18 protein-coding genes are annotated in these 17983 nt (G+C 58.9%); 7 read left to right on the top strand and 11 right to left on the bottom strand.

Translation table 11 applies throughout. From position 1 onward, the window contains the following. Positions 1–384: 384 nt before the first annotated feature. On the top strand, positions 385–663 hold the full coding sequence (locus ACODTZ_RS16965) for an HU family DNA-binding protein (protein WP_047510680.1): 279 nt from the start codon (positions 385–387) through the stop codon (positions 661–663). Positions 664–747: 84 nt separating this feature from the next. Here ACODTZ_RS16965 and ACODTZ_RS16970 read toward each other — a convergent pair whose 3' ends face one another. After that, the gene (locus ACODTZ_RS16970; protein ID WP_047510678.1) at positions 748–1059 is read right to left on the bottom strand and encodes a DUF736 domain-containing protein; all 312 of its coding nucleotides are present in this window, start codon (positions 1057–1059) and stop codon (positions 748–750) included. A 439-nt stretch (positions 1060–1498) separates the two neighbouring features. Between ACODTZ_RS16970 and ACODTZ_RS16975 the strand changes: the two genes are divergently transcribed. Then, positions 1499–2320, top strand: a complete 822-nt coding sequence (locus ACODTZ_RS16975; RefSeq protein WP_489027024.1) for a GntR family transcriptional regulator — start codon at positions 1499–1501, stop codon at positions 2318–2320. Between the two features lie 6 nt (positions 2321–2326). On the opposite strand, the gene fabG is transcribed toward ACODTZ_RS16975, so the two are convergent. The 4 genes from fabG to ACODTZ_RS16995 form a co-directional block, all read right to left on the bottom strand. Beyond that, a complete protein-coding gene (gene fabG, locus ACODTZ_RS16980; RefSeq protein ID WP_209234042.1) occupies positions 2327–3091 on the bottom strand; it encodes a 3-oxoacyl-ACP reductase FabG in 765 nt (254 codons plus the stop codon). Further along, positions 3091–4800, bottom strand: a complete 1710-nt coding sequence (locus ACODTZ_RS16985) for an acetolactate synthase catalytic subunit (protein ID WP_489026901.1) — start codon at positions 4798–4800, stop codon at positions 3091–3093. Before ACODTZ_RS16985 ends, fabG begins: the two co-directional genes overlap by 1 nt. Before the next feature lie 2 nt (positions 4801–4802). Further along, positions 4803–6125: an aspartate aminotransferase family protein gene (locus ACODTZ_RS16990; protein ID WP_489026902.1), complete on the bottom strand. Its 1323-nt coding sequence runs from the start codon at positions 6123–6125 to the stop codon at positions 4803–4805. Positions 6126–6217: 92 nt separating this feature from the next. Further along, on the bottom strand, positions 6218–6907 hold the full coding sequence (locus ACODTZ_RS16995; RefSeq protein ID WP_489027025.1) for a GntR family transcriptional regulator: 690 nt from the start codon (positions 6905–6907) through the stop codon (positions 6218–6220). 255 nt (positions 6908–7162) lie between these two features. On the opposite strand from ACODTZ_RS16995, the gene ACODTZ_RS17000 reads away from it, so the two are divergent. The 5 genes from ACODTZ_RS17000 (at position 7163) to ACODTZ_RS17020 (ending at position 12718) form a co-directional block, all read left to right on the top strand. Continuing rightward, positions 7163–8284 (top strand): ABC transporter ATP-binding protein, encoded by a 1122-nt coding sequence (locus ACODTZ_RS17000; protein ID WP_489027026.1) that lies wholly within the window; start codon positions 7163–7165, stop codon positions 8282–8284. Then, positions 8281–9189, top strand: a complete 909-nt coding sequence (locus ACODTZ_RS17005; RefSeq protein ID WP_489026903.1) for an ABC transporter permease — start codon at positions 8281–8283, stop codon at positions 9187–9189. Before ACODTZ_RS17000 ends, ACODTZ_RS17005 begins: the two co-directional genes overlap by 4 nt. 73 nt (positions 9190–9262) lie before the next feature. Next, on the top strand, positions 9263–10066 hold the full coding sequence (locus ACODTZ_RS17010; protein WP_489027027.1) for an ABC transporter permease: 804 nt from the start codon (positions 9263–9265) through the stop codon (positions 10064–10066). 18 nt (positions 10067–10084) lie between these two features. Continuing rightward, positions 10085–11155: an ABC transporter substrate-binding protein gene (locus tag ACODTZ_RS17015; protein WP_489026904.1), complete on the top strand. Its 1071-nt coding sequence runs from the start codon at positions 10085–10087 to the stop codon at positions 11153–11155. A gap of 27 nt (positions 11156–11182) precedes the next feature. After that, positions 11183–12718: a M81 family metallopeptidase gene (locus tag ACODTZ_RS17020; protein WP_047510661.1), complete on the top strand. Its 1536-nt coding sequence runs from the start codon at positions 11183–11185 to the stop codon at positions 12716–12718. Here the strand turns inward: ACODTZ_RS17020 and ACODTZ_RS17025 are convergent. The 6 genes from ACODTZ_RS17025 to ACODTZ_RS17050 form a co-directional block, all read right to left on the bottom strand. Next, positions 12713–13237: a GNAT family N-acetyltransferase gene (locus ACODTZ_RS17025; protein ID WP_489026905.1), complete on the bottom strand. Its 525-nt coding sequence runs from the start codon at positions 13235–13237 to the stop codon at positions 12713–12715. The two genes, ACODTZ_RS17020 and ACODTZ_RS17025, sit on opposite strands and share 6 nt — an antisense overlap. After that, a complete protein-coding gene (locus ACODTZ_RS17030) occupies positions 13234–14553 on the bottom strand; it encodes an aspartate aminotransferase family protein (RefSeq protein ID WP_489026906.1) in 1320 nt (439 codons plus the stop codon). Before ACODTZ_RS17030 ends, ACODTZ_RS17025 begins: the two co-directional genes overlap by 4 nt. Next, positions 14550–15815, bottom strand: a complete 1266-nt coding sequence (locus ACODTZ_RS17035; RefSeq protein WP_489026907.1) for an aminotransferase class I/II-fold pyridoxal phosphate-dependent enzyme — start codon at positions 15813–15815, stop codon at positions 14550–14552. The genes ACODTZ_RS17030 and ACODTZ_RS17035 overlap by 4 nt, the downstream gene beginning before the upstream one ends. 357 nt (positions 15816–16172) lie before the next feature. Next, positions 16173–16466, bottom strand: coding sequence for a type II toxin-antitoxin system RelE/ParE family toxin (locus ACODTZ_RS17040; RefSeq protein ID WP_489026908.1), 294 nt, complete (start codon positions 16464–16466; stop codon positions 16173–16175). After that, positions 16463–16705 (bottom strand): type II toxin-antitoxin system ParD family antitoxin, encoded by a 243-nt coding sequence (locus ACODTZ_RS17045; protein ID WP_047510654.1) that lies wholly within the window; start codon positions 16703–16705, stop codon positions 16463–16465. The genes ACODTZ_RS17040 and ACODTZ_RS17045 overlap by 4 nt, the downstream gene beginning before the upstream one ends. A gap of 155 nt (positions 16706–16860) precedes the next feature. Then, complete coding sequence (locus ACODTZ_RS17050) at positions 16861–17928, bottom strand: ABC transporter ATP-binding protein (RefSeq protein WP_489026909.1); 1068 nt, start codon at positions 17926–17928, stop codon at positions 16861–16863. Between the last annotated feature and the right edge of the window lie 55 nt (positions 17929–17983).

Genomic DNA, 17983 nt, shown 5'->3' on the forward strand with positions numbered 1-17983 from the left:
TTGAAGGTACAGTAGCGGGATTGATTCAGGAGTTTGAGAAGAGATGTCTATTTCGCAGATTATTGCAGATATTGAGCGGACGATGGAGAACGCCACGCCTGGCCCGTGGTACGGTCGCGGCCCAAAGGGGTCGGCCGCCTGCAATCCGAGAAACATTGCGGCTTTGATTTCGGCCTACAGAGAGTTGCAACGTTCGCTGGCAGGACACGAGCCAAGGGCTGCTTCTTGAACATGAACTCCGCTGGCTATGGCATCACATGTGCGTGGCAACATGCACTTCTTGTGGAGAAACCGAGCGACTAGCCAATTTTTGGTGCTCCAACAGTGACAATGTCCTCCCTCGGATGAAATGCTTTTTTCTATCTAAGCGAGGGGAAAGTACCAATGACAACGACGAATGAAATTGCAGACAAGATCGCATCCGAACATGGCCTGACGAAGGTGCAGGGCAAGGCGATAGTAGAAGCCGTCTTCGCCGCGATTACTGGCGCAGCAACGTCTGGTGCCGAGACGTCCATCCCCGGCTTCGGCAAATTCAAGGTGAAGGACACCCCCGAGCGCGAAGCGCGAAACCCGTCGACGGGTGCGACGATCAAGGTTGCCGCGGCAAAGAAGCTGAGCTTCCAGCCGGCAAAGGCGCTCAAGGACACGCTGAACAAGTAACGGAAATGAGCAGACCGCGATGCGATCTGCTTTTTGTTTTGAAGACTGAAGCGGCCCCGCTCCCTCGAGCGGGGCCGTTCTCGTTCAGTCCCGGTTCGAGCGGGACCAGATCAGCTGGTATCCATCTTCACCGTCGATGTTGATCAGGTTGGCGAAGATCGGCGCGGGAAAGCTCGGATCGTCGATCTTGAGCGCGAGGTAGTCGCGGTCGGTCTCGGCGGAACGCTTCTGCCATGCTGCACCAAGCTCGACCTTGCCGGCGTAGATGCGGAACTGCGGTCCCTTTTCGGTTGGGTTTTCGACGCGAATGATGTTGGCCTTGACGTTGAGCGCGAGAGTGCGGATCGAGCCGGTGAAGCCGTTTTCGGTAGTGGTGAAATTGCCGATGTTAGCCATGTTCAAGTTCCTTTTGTTGTTTCGGAGCCGCGCCCATCGCGACCTCGATGGCAGTCGCAAAGACCGGAGACGATCGGACCGCACCCAGAGGGCCGGAACATCGTGGAGGGCGGGGGATCGGTGCTTTCTTGTCCCGCGAGGAATGGCGGCGTAGCCGACAGGGGAAGAAAGTTCCCGTGTCCACCGTTGCGGGATAACGAGCGAGGCGAAGCCGGTTTCCGGTTAGACATGCCTCATCGAGAACGCAGATGGACGCAGCCACCCACGCAAAGGACTTGGATGTGGTGAGCCACCGGTTTTCCACCGTGCTGCGGGACCAGCTATTGGTTCGGTTTCACCTCCTCTCGACGACGTGGAAGGTTAACCCAACGCCGACAAACGAAATCTATCGCTTGAGGGATCGGACGTCGCTTGTAGGATTCGACAAGCGACATGCGTGATGATGCTGGCTAACATCCTGCCGAACGTCGTGCCCATTTCCTCGTTCGACATGTCTCGAACTACCACTCGTATGAGGGAGCCACCATCGGCATTTGAAGCGCTTGGTCAGAGATTGATGCAGGATCCCAGCTCGAACCCGCTATTGCCCGACAAGGTCCTTGAAGCCTATTCGAGGGTCCGATCCGCCCTCCATCATCATCTGTCGCCTCCGGGATCGTTCCTCAACATCCGTGTGATCGCCGAACGCCTGAAGTTCAGCACCACGCCGGTCCGTGAGGCACTCATTCGCCTCGCCAACGAGGAGGTCATCGGCTTTGTGCGTGGGCGCGGCTATTACACGCGAGCGCTAGATGCAGACGAGATGATCGCCGACCATAGGTTCGCAATGGTGATGATAAGGTACGCGATCGAGCATGGCGCGTCGCCACACCGCCAAGAGCCGATCGTGGAAATGAACGCGTGGCACGGGGAGCCCGTTGCGGACGACCTTGTCGCGACGATGATCGCCACAGAGGCTGAAAGACGCTATCAAAGTATCGCCAATTCATCGGGGAACCGCAGGATCGCTGGCGCCATGGCGGGCTTCTGCGCTCGCACGGGCCAAGTGCGTCAATTCGGGGTGCGATTGATGCCGGAGGTCCGGCGAGCATTGTGGTCGCTCAGGGCGTTGGAGGAACGACTACAACTTGAAGACCGCGATGTCGCGGTCCGCATTGGCGAAGAACACATCCGGCTGATGATTGACGCCCTGCCGGAATTGGTTCGTAATCTCAATGTGCACGCCAGCTCAAGCAGAGCCCAGATCGAGGATTTGCTTTGACCCGCGCTAGATCGGCAAGAACTCCCCTCCATTAATGTCGAGCACAGCGCCGTTGATGAACCCGGCAGACGTTGACGCCAGAAATTCGACCGCCGCGGCGACATCGTCGGGATCTCCCAATCGACCGGTCGGTATCCTGGAGAGCGCTGCTTCGTTGGCGGGCGAGTTGGCAGGCATCGTCATTTCGGTGAGTATCCGGCCGGGCGCGACGGTGTTTACGGTGATGCCCCGGCTCGCATATTCGTTGACCAGCGTCCGCGACAGGCCCGACAGCCCTGCCTTCGAGGCGACGTAGCTAGCGCCGGCGATCCGCGGCATGGTCCGGGCGGCGACCGACCCGATGAAGATGATCCTCCCGTACTTTTCCGCCGCCATGATGGGAGCGACCATCTGGCAACATAGCATGGCTCCGGTGAGATTGACGGAAAGGACGTCGTTCCATTCGGAAAGCGGGATTTCGTCAAATCGCAGCCGTGCGCCCTTGCGCTTGGGAGAATAGCCGGCATTGCACACCAGTACCGATGGCGCCCCCCATTGATCGGCAACCATTTGAACGAACGCTTCGACCTCCGAAGGATGTCGGATATCGACCGCAGCAGCGATCACATTCTCCCGACCGAAGCGTTCAACAAGCGCCGCTCCAGTTTCTACAACGCGGCCACGCTGCTGACTGAACACAGCCACCCGAAACCCCACAGTCAGCAGCCGCTGCGCGCAGGCAAGGCCAATGCCGCTCGTGCCGCCGGTGACAATTGCGATCGGCGATTCCATCACGCGGCGACCTCGAGCTTCGCGAACAGCGAAATCGCCGGAAAGGCGTCCGGGTCCGTCATGACCTCCACCAGCAGCGGTCCGCTTGTCGCCATTGCCCGGTCGAGCGCTTGCGACACATCCGCGATCGTATGAACGCGAACGGCTGGGCAGCCGCATGCTTCAGCGACCTTGGTGTGGTCGACATCATGGAAATGGATTGCGCTGGTGTAGCGGCCGAATTTCACGGTCTCCGCGTGCTTCTGGAAGCCGAGAATGCCGTTGTTCAACACCAGGATGGTGACCGGCAGATCCGATCGGACAATCGTTTCGAGCTCGGCCCAGCTGTGGGCAAAACCACCGTCGCCGACGACGGCGATCACGCGGTTGTCAGGCCGGGCGACCTTTGCACCAATTGCAAGCGGCAGTCCCCATCCCAGGCCAGCCAATCCGCGCGGGGCGAGAAAGCGCATCCCGGCGGCAAGCGACCGCAACTGCCCGACAATCCACATTGAGGAATAACTTGCATCGGCGACAACAATCGTCTCGGGTGTGAGCCGCGCCTGTACCTCGCGCATCACGGCCTCGGGGCGGAGCAGTCGCTTGCTTTGTTCGATCAGCGTGTCGCGGTCCTTGTGAAACGCTAACCAGGCCCCCTTGATCAGTGCCTCGACTTCAGGGCGCCGTCGTGCGCGCTGAGACAGATCGACGTCGGACAACGCGACGCAAAGCGACGAAAGCGTTTCTGCGGCATTGCCGACGAGACGGATGGCTTCGTAGTTTCTGCCAATCTCGACGGGATCTATGTCGACGTGAACGATGGTGGCTCCTGGTGGGATGAGGCGCCAGCTATCCGTACCATTCTGGTTGCTCCGCGTGCCAACCATGATCACCAGATCCGCATCGTCGAGAAGCGGACGGGTATGAGAACCAAGCGAAAGAGGTCCTGTGAGGGTCATCGGCCCGGCTGAGAGCGGATGGAACTCGTCGACAGCTCCTTTGCCCATGTTGGTGGTAAAGACGGGAAGGGAGCCGACCTCCTGCAACCGTGATAGCGCATTGGCGCCGCCGCCGGCATGGACGCCGCCACCAGCGACGACGATCGGTGCCCGTGCGCTTGCGATGCGCAATGCCACATCGGCAATTGCTTTGTCAGTCGGGCGCACCTGATCCAGCGGCCAGCTTCCAAGGTTGGCATGGCGATGCGCCAGCGGCGGCTTCGCCGGCTCACGGAGCAGGTCGGCTGGAAGCAAAAGGACAGCCGGTCCCGGGCGACCGGACGCTGCGGCCGTAAACGCCATGTCGATATAGTCCTCTATGCGGTCGGCGGTGCTGACGCGACGGACGAACTTAGAACAAGCCTGGAAGAGCGCGATATGATCGAGCTCCTGGAACGCATTGCGGTCGGCCTGGTCTCTCTCTACTTCCTGCACCAATGCTACGACGGGGATACTGGCTTTTAGCGCCTCGGCGAGAGGAGGAACCAGTAGGGTCGCCGCAGGCCCGTTCTGGGCAGTCACGACCGCCACCCGACCGGACGCGCGAGCGTAGCCGTCGGCCATCGCGCCGCCCATGTTCTCCTGGCGGTAGGAAATCTGGCGAATACCGAGTTCCTCGGCCGCAAGAATGACCGCGGAAGGTAGGCTCTGGCCGAAAATGAACTCAACGCCGTGGCGGCGCAAAGCCTGTGCAACACGGTGTGCAACGGTCTCAATGTTCGATGTCGTCATGATCAGAATCCCTGGCGCTCGAGAAAGGCTTCGAATGTCTGCGCGACATGCGAAATGTCGTCGTCATTCATCGCGGTGGAGAGAGAAGAGGCGGCGCCCTTCGGCATCAGCACGCCATTTGCTTTCATGTGATGATCGAGTTGCGTCATGATCCGATCCTCTCTCGCATCGAGGTAAGCCTCGCGATATTCGCGTGGCGGGTTTGGTTTGGGATGAATGCGAAACAAGGACGCCGAACCCGTGACGCTGAAGGGAGCGCCCGACCTATCGATAGAATGCTTGAGGCGTGCGCGCAGGTCGTCACCTAGTCGTTCGAGACGGCCGAATTGCTCGCGTGTCATCTCTTTCATGGCGGCCAGACCGGCCACCATGGACATCGGATTGGCAGAGAAGGTGCCCCCCTGTGAAAGGTGCGATGAGCCGAAGACCGCCATTGCATTGCGGCTTCCGCCGATTGCTCCGATCGGGAAGCCGCCGCCGATAATCTTGCCCATGGTGATGAGGTCAGGTTTCAACGAGAAGCGATCGGACGCACCCCTGTAACCTTGACGCAGATTAAGCACTTCGTCCGCGATCACCAGAATGCCGTGTTGCTTGGCAACTGTCGCTATCGCAGCCAGAAAGGCCGGATCGGGTGCGATCAGCCCGGCGCGGCTGGGAACGGGATCGATCAGAATACAGGACAGTCGACTGGCATGTTGCTTGATTCGCGAGACGGCCGCATCGACGTCGTTAAAACGCAAGAGAACCACATCTTCGAACACCGAAGCCGGCTGCCCATAGTAGGATGGGACCGGGACCGGTGCGTCGGGTGATCCCCACGTCGAAGGCGTGCCGACCTGGCCGACTTCGGCCCAATCATAGGCGCCATGATAGGCGCCCTCTATTTTGGCGACTGCCGGACGTCCGGTAATCGCACGTGCGGCTTTGATCGCAAACATGACCGCTTCCGTACCGGTGTTGACGAAGCGGACATGCTCGACCGAGGGAATGCGCTCACACAATTGCTCGGCCAGCGCGATCTCATGCGGCGTCGGGTTTGAAAAGCACGTGCCGTCGCGCAAGACTTTGGTCACCGCATCGATAACCGGCTCGAAGGCATGGCCGTGGATCAGGGTGGTGAAGTTATTGTTGAGGTCGAGTAATCGGCGCCCGTCGACATCATGGAGATGAGCGCCTTTCCCCCAGCCGATGTAATAGAGATCAGGGTCACGATCGACGGTATTGCGCGTGATGCCGCCGGGAAAAACGCCACTTGCTCTGTGCGCAAGGCGTGCGGAAGCGTCTCCGGGCGAGCCGCCCTGCTTTGGTAAGGCAATTTGCATTTGATCCTCCAAACGGCGACCTCGCCGTGTTTTGATGCAACAAAAGAAACAGGTTTTCTTTTTTGTTGCAACAAAAAACTAGAGAAAATTGACTATCCGCGCAAACGGCGCTCGTTCAGCGCGCGCCGAAGTCGCCGATACCCGTCGCGAATATCCGTCTCGATTGCAGCCCGAACCTCCTTCGGATCCTTGTGCCGCAATCCCTCCATTGCCGCACCGTGGTTCTGGACACCATATCTCGAGACCGCAAAGTCGGGATAAAGATCATGGAAGGCGGAGCCGATGCGAAGCCATAGCGTTTCGATGGTGGCCACCAACAAAGGCATGCGCGAGCGGTTATAGATGTGGAAGTGAAATTCCTTGTTGCTCCATAGCGCGTCAGCGTATCGCTTTTCGTCCAGCGCAGCGTCGATATCGGCCTGGTATGTTTCCAACTGCTTGATATCGTTCAAATCTGCGCGGGATGCTCCCAGCTCTGCAGCCAAACCCTCGAGTGCCAGGCGCATCTGCGTGACCTCGTTGAGCTCTGCTAGGGTCAGCGTTGGAATAACGACAGTCTTCGGCCCGGCGAAGACCAGAGCGCGCTCCGCGACAAGACGATTGACCGCATCGCGTGCCGGCGTTGTTCCCAGATCCAGCTCTTCGGCGACCGTTCGAACGGTGAACTTGTGTCCGGGCGGGTAGGCGCCGCGTACAAGTTTCTCCTTGAGATGCTCGTAGGCGCGATCACTCAGGCCCAAAACCTTGTTCGAGTTTTCTGCCGACGCATCCATTCCAACCATCTCCAAAGTTTCTTGCCTCTCGGCGATTATTTTTGTTGCAACAAAAATATCCAAAATGTATACAGCTCTAACTAGCCATACGAGCAAGCACAGCAAATGTGCAACGGGGAATAGAACGACATCGCCGACCCATTGTCGGCGATCCGCGCAGGATTGCTGCGTTTTCGAGTGAGACTTGATTCCCGTTCCAACCTTTCAAAGCGTCGATCAGCGCCTGCTGAGCGACCGATACGTCTCGACTGGAGGAGAGCGATGTTGATTGGAGAGTCTATAAATCTAACCGGTATTGGAAAGCAGTTTGCCGGCAAGTCGGTCGTGGAGGATCTATCGCTGGATGTGAAAGCGGGGGAGTTCATTTCGCTGCTTGGTCCATCCGGCTCGGGCAAGACCACCCTGCTGATGATGATCGCAGGTTTCGAGTATCCGAACACCGGACAAATCTCTGTTGGATCACGAGACATCACGTATCTGGCTCCGAACCGTCGCGCTGTGGGCATGGTGTTCCAGAAATATGCCCTTTTCCCTCATATGACTGTAGCGCAGAATGTCGCTTTCCCCCTGAAAATGCGCGGCGCTGCAACCAAAGATATAGCTTGTCGAGTATCGGAGATGCTCGGGCTTGTCCAGCTTGCCGGTTTCGAGAGCCGCTATCCCCATCAACTGTCAGGGGGGCAGCAGCAGCGCGTCGCCGTGGCTCGCGCGCTGGTCGCCGAACCGCCGGTGCTGTTGATGGACGAGCCGCTGAGCGCGCTTGACAAGAAGCTGCGCGAATCCATGCAACTCGAGATCAAGCGGATCCAGAATCGCGTTGGCGTCACGGTTGTCTACGTGACACATGACCAGGAAGAAGCCCTGACCATGTCGGACCGGATTGCCGTCATGTCCGGCGGCCGCCTGGTCCAGGTTGGATCGCCGCTCGACCTTTATCACCGTCCATCGAGCCCTTTCGTGGCCGAGTTCATCGGCAAGATGAACTTCCTCGATGGCGAGTATCTTGGATCAGATCAGGGGACTAGCTGCGTTCGCGTCTCCGAGACTGTGACGCTTCAGTCGCGAGATGCGACAGGCGCGCAGCTGGCACATTTTCGAACTGGCGCCGCCGTCCGCGTCGCAGTCCGCCCCGAGCAGATTGCCCTTCGGACCACTTCGCCCGCGTCATCCAAGGATCAGCCGACCGGGACCGTCGAATCCGTGATTTTCGTCGGTCAGGCGCATCTCGTTCTCGTTCGCATGGAAGGGCAGGGCGGGGCATTGGTGGAGGTTCATGTTCCATCCGGCGCACGGCCCACGCTCTTTGCCCAGGGAGAGATGGTTACCCTCAGTATCGATCCTGCCGACGTCAGGCTTTATCCACGCGACGCGGGGAGGATCCAATGACAGTGACCACTCTCACCGATGCCGCCAAGCCACAAACCCTCACTTTGCCAGCGCGCACAGGCTCTGGAAAACGCTACTCGCATGCTTTGTCCTTGACGCTGATCGCCCCGCTGGTGGTGCTGATGGGCTTTGGGTTTCTCTATCCTGTCGGGAAGCTTCTGCTTGGAAGCGTCCTCATTCCGGCGCCGGGCCTCGACACCTATCGACGCCTTCTCAACTCGACGCTCTACCTGACAGTGCTGCTGCGCACATTCGAGGTGGCAGCGATCGTGACGCTTGCAAGCCTGATACTCGGCTACCCCATTGGCTATGCAATGGCAAAACTGCCACGCAAGTGGGCGTTGGTGACGACGGCATGCGTTCTGGTCCCGCTTTGGACATCGGTCCTGGTGCGCTCCTATGCATGGATCGTGCTCCTCCAGCGCGAGGGGGTCGTCAACGAGCTTCTACTCGATCTTGGCTGGATCACCCATCCGCTCCAACTCATCTACACCGAAGGCGCGGTTATCATGGCGATGACACATGTCCTCCTTCCCTACACGATCCTGCCGATCTTCGCAGCGATCAGGGGAATACCCGGCGAGCTCAGCCAGGCAGCCAGGAACCTCGGCGCGAATGGGCCGAGCGTGGTGTGGCGGATCATACTGCCGTTGAGCCTTCCGGGCGTCTTTGCCGGATCGCTGATGACTTTCATTCTCGCTCTTGGCTTTTACGTGACGCCGGCGCTCGTCGGTGGCCCACGAACGATGTTGATGGCGACCCTGATTGGCCAGCAAACCACCGAGACACTGGATTGGGCCTTCGCCGGCGCACTGTCGGCGGTTCTCCTAGCCTCCACCCTGGCGTTCGTCGTCATCTTTCGCAAGACGCTCTCTTTCAATCGAGGATTTGCCGGTGTCTCCTGATATGAACTATGCGCTCGCCGAGCGCGAAGCGAAGCTTGGCCGGGATGGGCGCCGCGGCGTCACCCAGCGCCCGATGCTCGGCCTGCAGCACCTCTACATCGCTGCAATGGTCGTCATTCTCGCGATGCTCCTCTTCTTTCTCATCCTGCCCACCATCCTCGTCATTCCGATGTCGCTGGGATCGGCCGACTATCTCGAGTTCCCGCCGAAGGGCGTGACTTTGAAGTGGTACCTTCAGTACCTCACGGACCCGGACTGGATTGCCGCGACACTCTTCAGTCTGAAAATCGCGGCGTCGACCACTGTGACCGCGACGATTATAGGCACGCTTGCAGCATTGGCGCTTGTCAGGGGCGATCTTCCAGGCAAGGCATTGCTGCAGGCCATCACCATCAGCCCGATGATCGTGCCTCACATCGTCATCGCGGTATCGGTATTCGTCGCCTTTGCGCCGATCAAACTGTCAGGCAATTTCCTTGGCTTTCTGATTGCGCACACAATGCTCGCCGTTCCCTACGTCGTGCTGACCGTCATGGCTTCGCTGCAGCGTTTCGACACGACATTGGAGCTTGCCGCACTGAACTGCGGCGCCAGCCGGGCAAGAGCATTCGTTAGCGTCGTTCTGCCGGGGATCCTGCCCGGTGTGATGACGGGCGCGGTCTTTGCATTCCTTGCCTCTTTCGACGAGGCAACAGTCGCCTTTTTCCTCTCAGGGATCGAGGGGAAAACCATCACCCGTAAGATGTTCGAAGACATCGACTTCAATCTCACCCCCGTTGTAGCGGCGGTCTCGACCCTGCTGGTGCTCGTTTCCCTGCTTGTGATGGGTGGGCTCACGCTGCTCCAGAAGCAGCAAAAGGCCGCGCGCCAAATTTGACAGGAGGAAAAACCGATCATGCGACACATTCTCGAAAATCTAGCGGGGCCCGGTCTGGCAATCGCGATCACGCTAGCCCTCACGGGCGAAGGCGCTGCCGCCACTGCCGAAGACACGCTCGTCATCGCGACCACCGGTGGCACGTGGGAAAAGGCGATGCGGACGCAATTCTTCGATCCATTTACGAAGGAGACCGGGATCCGGGTGATCACCGTATCCGGGACAGGCGCCGAAAACGTCGCGCGTATCAAGGCGATGACGCAGACCGGCAATGTCGAATGGGACCTCTATCAGGCAGGCGAGATCCAAGCAGCGTCCGAACTGCACAAATCCCTCAACGAGGATATGACGGAATTCTGCCGCGCCTATAAAGACGACCACGATCTCCTACCCGGTGCCTGCGCGCCGTCAGGCGTTTTGTCGGCCTATGGCACGACACTCCTTGCGTACAACACCGACGCATTCCCCGCCGGTCTGAAGAGTTGGGCCGAATTCTTCGACGTCCAGAGATTTCCTGGTCCGCGATCGATGCCCAATTTCAATGATCCGTGGCGCGTGATGGCAGCGGCTCTACTGGCCGACGGCGTCGAGCCGAGCGCGCTGTTTCCGCTCGATGTCGATCGAGCACTTGCCAAGCTGGATACGATCCGACCGCATATCAGTCTGTGGTGGAAGACGGGCGATCAAAGCACGCAAGGGTTTCGAACCGGAGAATATGTCGCCGGTGAGATCTGGCAGACACGCGCATCTGCGCTCCAAGAAGAAGGCCAGCCGCTGGCGTGGAGCCAGAATCAGGCGTTCCTGGTTGGCGACCGATGGGCGTTAATTCGCAATGCACCGCATCGCGCAGCCGCCCTCAAATTCCTGACGTTCTTTCTGGCCCACCCAGAGGCTCAGGCAAAAGTCTGCGAAGCGCTGACCTGCACGCCGGTTCGATATTCCGCCGCCAAGGCGATGAGCGCGAAAGCACAGGCTGCGTCTCCGACATCACCCGAAGTCTTCGACAAGCTGATTAGACCGGATGCCGACTGGATCAATGCCAATAACCAAATGCTCCTCGAACGCTGGAACGAATGGAACCAGCACTAACCCCTAGCAACCAAGGAAACCGGTACCATGAACGTGCCCACCAAAAGGCTACGGATTGCCGTCGGCCGCTTCTATCACGAATCCAATCGCCTGAACCCGCAACCCGCAACCATCGAACAATTCGAAATCCAACGCGATAGCGCGGTGTTTGAGTGTGCCGGCTCGACGCTGGGAGGCATCATCAGACATTTGCAGGGTACCAGCGCGGACATCCTGCCGTTGATCTCCGTCTCAGGCCCACCGAGCGGACTGATCGAGCATCGCTTCTATGAAGACATCCGCGACGAGTTGTTGGAGCGCATCGACAAAGCGCAGCCTGACGCCATCGTGCTCGACCTGCACGGTGCTGCAGCAACCACGCAGATCGCGGATGTCGAAGGCGACCTTCTTGCGTACCTCAGAGAACGCGTTGGTCCAAAAGTCCCGATCGGTGTCGGTCTTGATCTGCACGCTCATCTGACCGACCCCATGCTTGAAAACACGGACATCTGTATTGCCTGCAAGGAAAACCCGCACGCTGATGTCGTCGAGTGCGGTGAACGCGCGGCGGAGCTGACACTTCAGGTCCTGCAGGGGCATCTACAGCCCGTGGTCGTCAGCGCCCGTGTTCCGATGATTTTGCCGGGCGCCGGCGAGACCGCAAGCGGCCCACTCGGGGCAATCCATGCCAAGGCACGGGCCCTTGCGGCGGTCGGAACAGGGATCGTCGACATATCGATCTACAATGTCTTTCGCTACGCTGATGATTATGACATCGGCCAGGTTGTCACGGTGATGACCGACGGAACTGTATCGCTCGCAACCGGACTTTCCGAGGATCTGGCCCGTGCGTTTTGGGAGAACCGGGAACAATTTACCGATGACCTGCTTGAGATCGATGACGCATTCGAGACCGTAAGATCGCAACCTAGTGCTAGGCCATATGTGATGGCGGACATGGGCGACCGGATCCTGGCCGGCGCGCCAGGTGACAGCACGATATTGCTGACAGCTGTACTGGATCGCTTCGACGACCTCATCGGCGCTCTGACCATAACCGATCCTGCCAGCGTCGTGCGGGCACAAGTAGCCGGGATCGGCGCAACGATCACGCTCGATGTTGGCGGGCAGATCACACCGGGGTTTTCACCGCGCAGGATAGCAGGCCAGGTGTCTCATCTCAGCGACGGCGACTATATGCTTGCTGGGCCATTCCACGGCGGGGAAGCGAGCTCCCTTGGACCGGCGGCCATTGTCCTGGTCGACGAGCGGATTTCCGTATTGCTGACCAGCAAGCCGGCCTTCAGCCACGATCCCGCGGTCTTCACAAGCCAGGGGATCGACCTCAAGTCGCTCGACTTCGTGGTCGTGAAGTCCGGCTACCATTTCACCATGAATTTTGAGGGGTTGGCGACGCCGATGCTCGTCTCGACGCCTGGTGTTGGGTACTACAGGAAAGGGATCTTCCCGTATCACAAGTCCCGCTTCTGGCCGGAGCATGAGGTTGATGGGTCAATTGTCCGCACCAAGATTTTCGGCGGCAGATCTCTAGGACAGGGGTTTCGGGCCGCGCTGCCACTATAGGAAGGCGGGAGGCGCCGGGCGCTGTAGTTCGTAATAGCGGAATGTGGTGCCCAGATGCTTGGTCACGCCGACGAAGGTGAAACCCAATTTTTCCATCGCTCGTTGGGAACGGATATTCGTTGGCCGGACCACCGAAACGAGACGTGCAACAGGCAGGCGTCGGAAGGCGAATTCGATCGCCGCACCCAGGCCTTCTCCGGCAATGCCTTGACCGGAGAAGGCACCGAACAGACAGACGCCGACCTCGACATCGTTTTCGTCATACCGACGGAGCCCCGCACGCCCGACAAAGCTCAGATCGCCGCTCTCTTGCCTGAGGTAGACCATCCAGAAGCCATATGCGAAGCGGTCCCACTCATCGAGATAAAGCCTTAGGCGAGCATCGGATTCCTCGCGTGTCAGCGGCTTCCCCTGCATGATGAGCTCGACGACAAGTGGATCCATATGCAGGCGGTGAAGGGATTCGGCGTCGCGCGCGGTCACCGGTCGCATGAAGAGACGTTCGGTTTCGAGGTTCATGGCATGTCATCCGGTTCCAAGCGACCTGAAACCGCGACTGTTCGCACGGCTTCCTCGAACACGGCGGCCAACCTGTTGATGTCGTCAACCTTCATCGGCGTCGAAATTGCGCCGAGGCCAACCTGCGAAATCATGACGCCTCGATCCTGCATGGCGCGGACGACCGCACCGAGCGCGGCCGCTGATCCGGCCCGGAATGCGTCGGCATAACCTGAGACCTCCTCGACACCGAGGAAAATTCGAAACAGCGATCCAGCGCCCGTCACGGCGCCGGTAACGCCGACGTTTTGCAGCGCGCCCCTGAGGGCTGATCGTGCATCAGCGCCGAGCTCGTTCAGGCGCGTGAACTCGTTCTCTGTCATCGCCGACATGGCCGCGTGTCCGGCAACCATGCTCATCGGATTGGCCGTGAAGGTGCCCGAGTGTGCTACGTGTGGTCGATCACTCGAGGGCGCAAACACGCGCATGACATCTACGGAACCGGCGACCGCACCGATCGGAAGACCACCGCCGATAATCTTGCCGAAAGCGGTAATATCCGGACGGATCGGCCCGTCACCCAACGCGCCAGCATACGCAAGTCTGAAGCTCAGGACCTCGTCCGAAATCAGTAGCGCCGCATGAGCCGACGTCCATCGCCGGAGAAAGGCAAGGTATTCCGGCGAGACGCAAATCAGGCCCGCCCGTGAGGGCAGGGGATCGACCACGATCGCTGAGATCTCCGAACCATAAGCGGAAAGAACGCGTTCGGTGTTTTCGATGTCGTTGAACGGTATCGGGATCGTCTGGTCACGAACGGTTGTGGGCAAGCCGTCATGCTGAAGGGTCGCACGCCGATCCTCGATCGGAGGCGCCGAAACGTTGACCTCGATTGGATCGTAGCAACCGTGGTAGGCGCCCTCACACTTTGCGATGAGCGTCCTGCCAGTCAGCGCGCGAGCAGCGTTGATGGCCATCATCACAGCTTCCGATCCGGTGTTCGTGAACCGCAGGTGCTCGAAATGCGAAACACGGCCGCAAAGGAGTTCCGCGAGGTCGATCTCCGGTTTCGTCGGATTCGCGAAGCTCAGTCCAATTGGTACCTGACGGCACAAAGCCTCGCTGACGGAGCTATGCCCATGGCCATGAATGAGGGCCGTAAAGTTGTTCTGAAAATCCAAATAGCGATTGCCGTCCACATCTGTGACATATGCGCCAGCACCCGATGCCAAGTAGATCGGATGCGGCGTCATGAATGCCGAACTGCGGGTGTTCCCCATCGGCATCACCAGGCGCGCGCGATTATTCATCGCCGACGAAATCTCCATGACCTTCATCTTTGAACCTCCTGACCGTCGGCGCCGGAGGCCAGGATTTCGTTCAGCTCAACACCGAGCCGATCGATCTCTTCAGGGAGATGACTGGCAGTTGGACAAACCCGCAATCCCGCGCGACCCGTCGCGACCGTAGGGAAGAAAATGGCCGAGGTGTAAAAACCACGATCAAGCAGGCGGCGCGCAGACCTGATTGCCACATGTTCGTCTCCCAGTGTGATTGTCCGGATCGGGAACGGAAGGCCGGCTTGTTTCGTCGAAACTGCAGCGTCGAACTTCTCTATGCGTTCTTTCAATGCCATCTGACGATTGGCAAGTTCCGGGGTGCGATGAAGATTTGCCGAGGCGATCGCACCACCGACGCCGGCGAGGTTGACCGGTACGGAGAATGCGAACGCCAGCGCGAAACGCCGAAACAGATCCTCGTGCCGTTGCGATCCGAGCATCAAAAGCGCCCCGGATGCACCGAAGCCCTTGCCCAGCGACGCGGCGATAATGGTGCGTTCGCCGAATTCCTCCCCAATGATCGAACGAGCGTAGCCCTCACCGGAGCGCCCGAACAGCGATACTCCGTGAGCGTCGTCGATGTAGAGGAACAAGCCATACTGACGCTGGAGCCTTACGAGTTCCTCGACGGGCGCTGCTCCGCCCATGGAATATAGCCCATCGCACACGAATGCGACCAACGGATTTGCCCTGCATATCTCCTCTAACTTTTCGATGTCATTATGGTCGATGGTGAGGATTTCGGTTTCAGCGGCAACGAGGGGCTTGTGCGCAGCCAACGTCGCATGCGCAAGGCGGTCGAACACGATGAGCGGCTTGTTTCCATCGGTAAGGTGCCCCGAAGCCAGGATCGGAAGCGCACTCAAATTGGCCGCAAGGACGGTCGAGAAGGTGATGACGTGGGCCCGGAAGAGGTCGGAAAGGTTGTCCTCAAGATCAGCGAGCAATTTGAAATTCAGGCGCGTTCGGGCACAGGACCAATGGAGGGATCCATAGTCGGCAACGGCCTCGATCGCGCCTGAAATGATGGAAGGATGATTGTCGAGACCGAGATAGGAGCACCGAACGAAGTCGACGACCTCGCGCGGCGCCTGATCTTGCCCGGAGACACTGACGAGGCGCCGTTCCGTCGATTTGGCGCTTAGCCCCATGACCCCGGCACGATAGGCAGCCGCGAAGGTCGGCTCCGCACGCTCGATCATCCGTTGGGTGTTTCGAAGTAGTCGCGACCCTGCGTTTCGTGCGTGACTTTTCTGCATTTGCCTGCCTCCCTAAAGAGGAAGGATGAGCGGCTCAGCACAGCAACACAAATCATATCAACAATATAAGGCTGATATATACGCTGGCTTTGTGCGTGCTACCAGGCACACCTCGACTTCGCGAAGTGTAAACGCTAAAGTGTCTGCCATCCCTCCCACTGGCGATAGACCTCAGCCCTTGCTTGCAATCTGGTGTCAGCTCGAAGAGGGTTTCAAGTAAGGCGCCGACTGGCGGGAGGCATGTCTGCGTAGCCAAGGTTGGATAGTCACTTCACGGTGCCTATGGCCAAAGTCATTGGCTCTTTCTTTTAAGCGCCGGGTAAGTCTGAAACGGCACAAGGACCTACGGACGCTGCGCTAGAATGCATCGTTTGCCCAATCTTCGTGACCGTGTCGAATTCGGATAATCAGAATCGATTCGTCGTCCTCGATCCGATAAACGACGAGATGAGCCTTGAAAGGATGAACTCTAATCGGTGGATGGATTTCGTCTCTTTCGCGGGCGATAAGCGGATTGCCCGCGATCAGATCCAATAGGCCGTAGAGATCATCGTGATAACGCCGCGCCTGTGTGAGCCCGAACAAGCGAACGCCTTGCTCCGCGATTGCAATAATGTCTTCTTCTGCCTCGACTGAGAGCTTGAAACTCATGAGTTGCTGGCGCGAGCCATAGCTTCGGCAAAGAGTTGGTCTTTAGATCGAGTACCGACGCCACTTTCAAGCCCGTCATCGACGAAGCGCTGCATGGCGGCAATCTTGTCATTGCGCGACTGGTCCCGCCTGATCAGATCCCGCACGTAGTCGCTGGCATTGGAGTATCGCCCAGTTTTGGTTTGCGCCTCGACCCAGTCCTTCATCGGGTCAGGGAGAGAAACATTCATCGTCGCCATAGCTAGCCTCCGTCTGTCCGATCTAAATTACTGATATTGGCAAACTTTGTCAAAATCCAAAGGTCTCGCACGGATCGACGATGAGGGGGCGCCTGTTGCGCTAGCGTCAACCGCCGCTGCAACGGCTTATCGCTGGTCACAGTCAGTCGGTCCCATCACACTCTCAACGCCTTCTCAGCAACTGCATCGAAGAGTTGCACTTTGGTCAGGTCTGGCGCGATTGATATCGAGTCGCCAGCGTGCAGCGCAAGACGGTCTCGGACGGTTGCCACGATCTGCACGTCGCCAAGGCCGGCCGTGATCTGCGTTTCAGCGCCGGTTGGTTCGATCAAGGTTACGTTAGCCTGCGCGCCACCCTGGTTGATCGTCAGATGTTCCGGGCGGATGCCATAGATGACCTGCTGGCCGCGAGTGACTGGAACATCGGAGGGGATGGGCAGCCTCGCGCCTCCATTCGCGATAAACTCGACTGGACCTTCGGCACTGATCTGGCCTTTGATGAAATTCATCCCCGGCGAACCGATGAAGCCGGCGACGAAGAGGTTGGCCGGGCTGTCGTAGAGGTCGAGCGGCGATCCGATCTGCTCCACATGACCATCGCGCATGACGACGATCTTGTCTGCCATGGTCATCGCTTCGATCTGGTCATGCGTAACGTAGATGGTGGTGGTTTTGAGGCGCTGGTGCAGTTGCTTGATTTCCGAGCGCATCTGGACGCGCAGCTTGGCATCCAGGTTGGACAATGGCTCGTCAAACAGGAAAACCTGCGGCTGGCGAACGATAGCGCGCCCCATGGCAACGCGTTGGCGCTGGCCGCCGGACAGGTTTCGTGGATGGCGGTCGAGCAGTTTTTCCAGCCCGAGAATCTGAGCTGCCTCACGCACGCGTGCCTTGATCTCTTCTTTCGGTGCCTTCGCCAACCTCAGGGAAAAGCCCATGTTGGCCTCCACCGTCATATGCGGATAAAGAGCATAAGACTGGAACACCATGGCGATGTCGCGCTCTTTCGGGGCGACGTCGTTGACGACACGCCCGCCGATCGAGATGCGCCCACCGGAAATCTCCTCCAGGCCTGCGATCATCCGCAGAAGGGTGGATTTGCCGCAGCCCGAGGGACCGACAAGAATGACGAACTCGCCGTCCTGGATGTCGATATCGACCCCATGAAGGATTTCCAGGTGACCGTAGTTCTTGCGGGCATTCGCGACGCTGACTGACGCCATAATTCTCTCCGACTGAAACTGTGTGACGTGCGGCCGCCGTACCGGCAGCCTCCCG

The organism is Rhizobium sp. FG113 (genome assembly GCF_057809895.1).

Coding starts and splice junctions, on each gene's coding strand:
- ACODTZ_RS16965 (WP_047510680.1), top strand. CDS start 385: ATGACAACGACGAATGAAATTGCAGACAAGATCGCATCCGAACATGGC.
- ACODTZ_RS16970 (WP_047510678.1), bottom strand. CDS start 1,059: ATGGCTAACATCGGCAATTTCACCACTACCGAAAACGGCTTCACCGGC.
- ACODTZ_RS16975 (WP_489027024.1), top strand. CDS start 1,499: ATGATGCTGGCTAACATCCTGCCGAACGTCGTGCCCATTTCCTCGTTC.
- fabG (WP_209234042.1), bottom strand. CDS start 3,091: ATGGAATCGCCGATCGCAATTGTCACCGGCGGCACGAGCGGCATTGGC.
- ACODTZ_RS16985 (WP_489026901.1), bottom strand. CDS start 4,800: ATGACGACATCGAACATTGAGACCGTTGCACACCGTGTTGCACAGGCT.
- ACODTZ_RS16990 (WP_489026902.1), bottom strand. CDS start 6,125: ATGCAAATTGCCTTACCAAAGCAGGGCGGCTCGCCCGGAGACGCTTCC.
- ACODTZ_RS16995 (WP_489027025.1), bottom strand. CDS start 6,907: ATGGTTGGAATGGATGCGTCGGCAGAAAACTCGAACAAGGTTTTGGGC.
- ACODTZ_RS17005 (WP_489026903.1), top strand. CDS start 8,281: ATGACAGTGACCACTCTCACCGATGCCGCCAAGCCACAAACCCTCACT.
- ACODTZ_RS17010 (WP_489027027.1), top strand. CDS start 9,263: ATGCTCGGCCTGCAGCACCTCTACATCGCTGCAATGGTCGTCATTCTC.
- ACODTZ_RS17015 (WP_489026904.1), top strand. CDS start 10,085: ATGCGACACATTCTCGAAAATCTAGCGGGGCCCGGTCTGGCAATCGCG.
- ACODTZ_RS17020 (WP_047510661.1), top strand. CDS start 11,183: ATGAACGTGCCCACCAAAAGGCTACGGATTGCCGTCGGCCGCTTCTAT.
- ACODTZ_RS17025 (WP_489026905.1), bottom strand. CDS start 13,237: ATGAACCTCGAAACCGAACGTCTCTTCATGCGACCGGTGACCGCGCGC.
- ACODTZ_RS17030 (WP_489026906.1), bottom strand. CDS start 14,553: ATGAAGGTCATGGAGATTTCGTCGGCGATGAATAATCGCGCGCGCCTG.
- ACODTZ_RS17035 (WP_489026907.1), bottom strand. CDS start 15,815: ATGCAGAAAAGTCACGCACGAAACGCAGGGTCGCGACTACTTCGAAAC.
- ACODTZ_RS17040 (WP_489026908.1), bottom strand. CDS start 16,466: ATGAGTTTCAAGCTCTCAGTCGAGGCAGAAGAAGACATTATTGCAATC.
- ACODTZ_RS17045 (WP_047510654.1), bottom strand. CDS start 16,705: ATGGCGACGATGAATGTTTCTCTCCCTGACCCGATGAAGGACTGGGTC.
- ACODTZ_RS17050 (WP_489026909.1), bottom strand. CDS start 17,928: ATGGCGTCAGTCAGCGTCGCGAATGCCCGCAAGAACTACGGTCACCTG.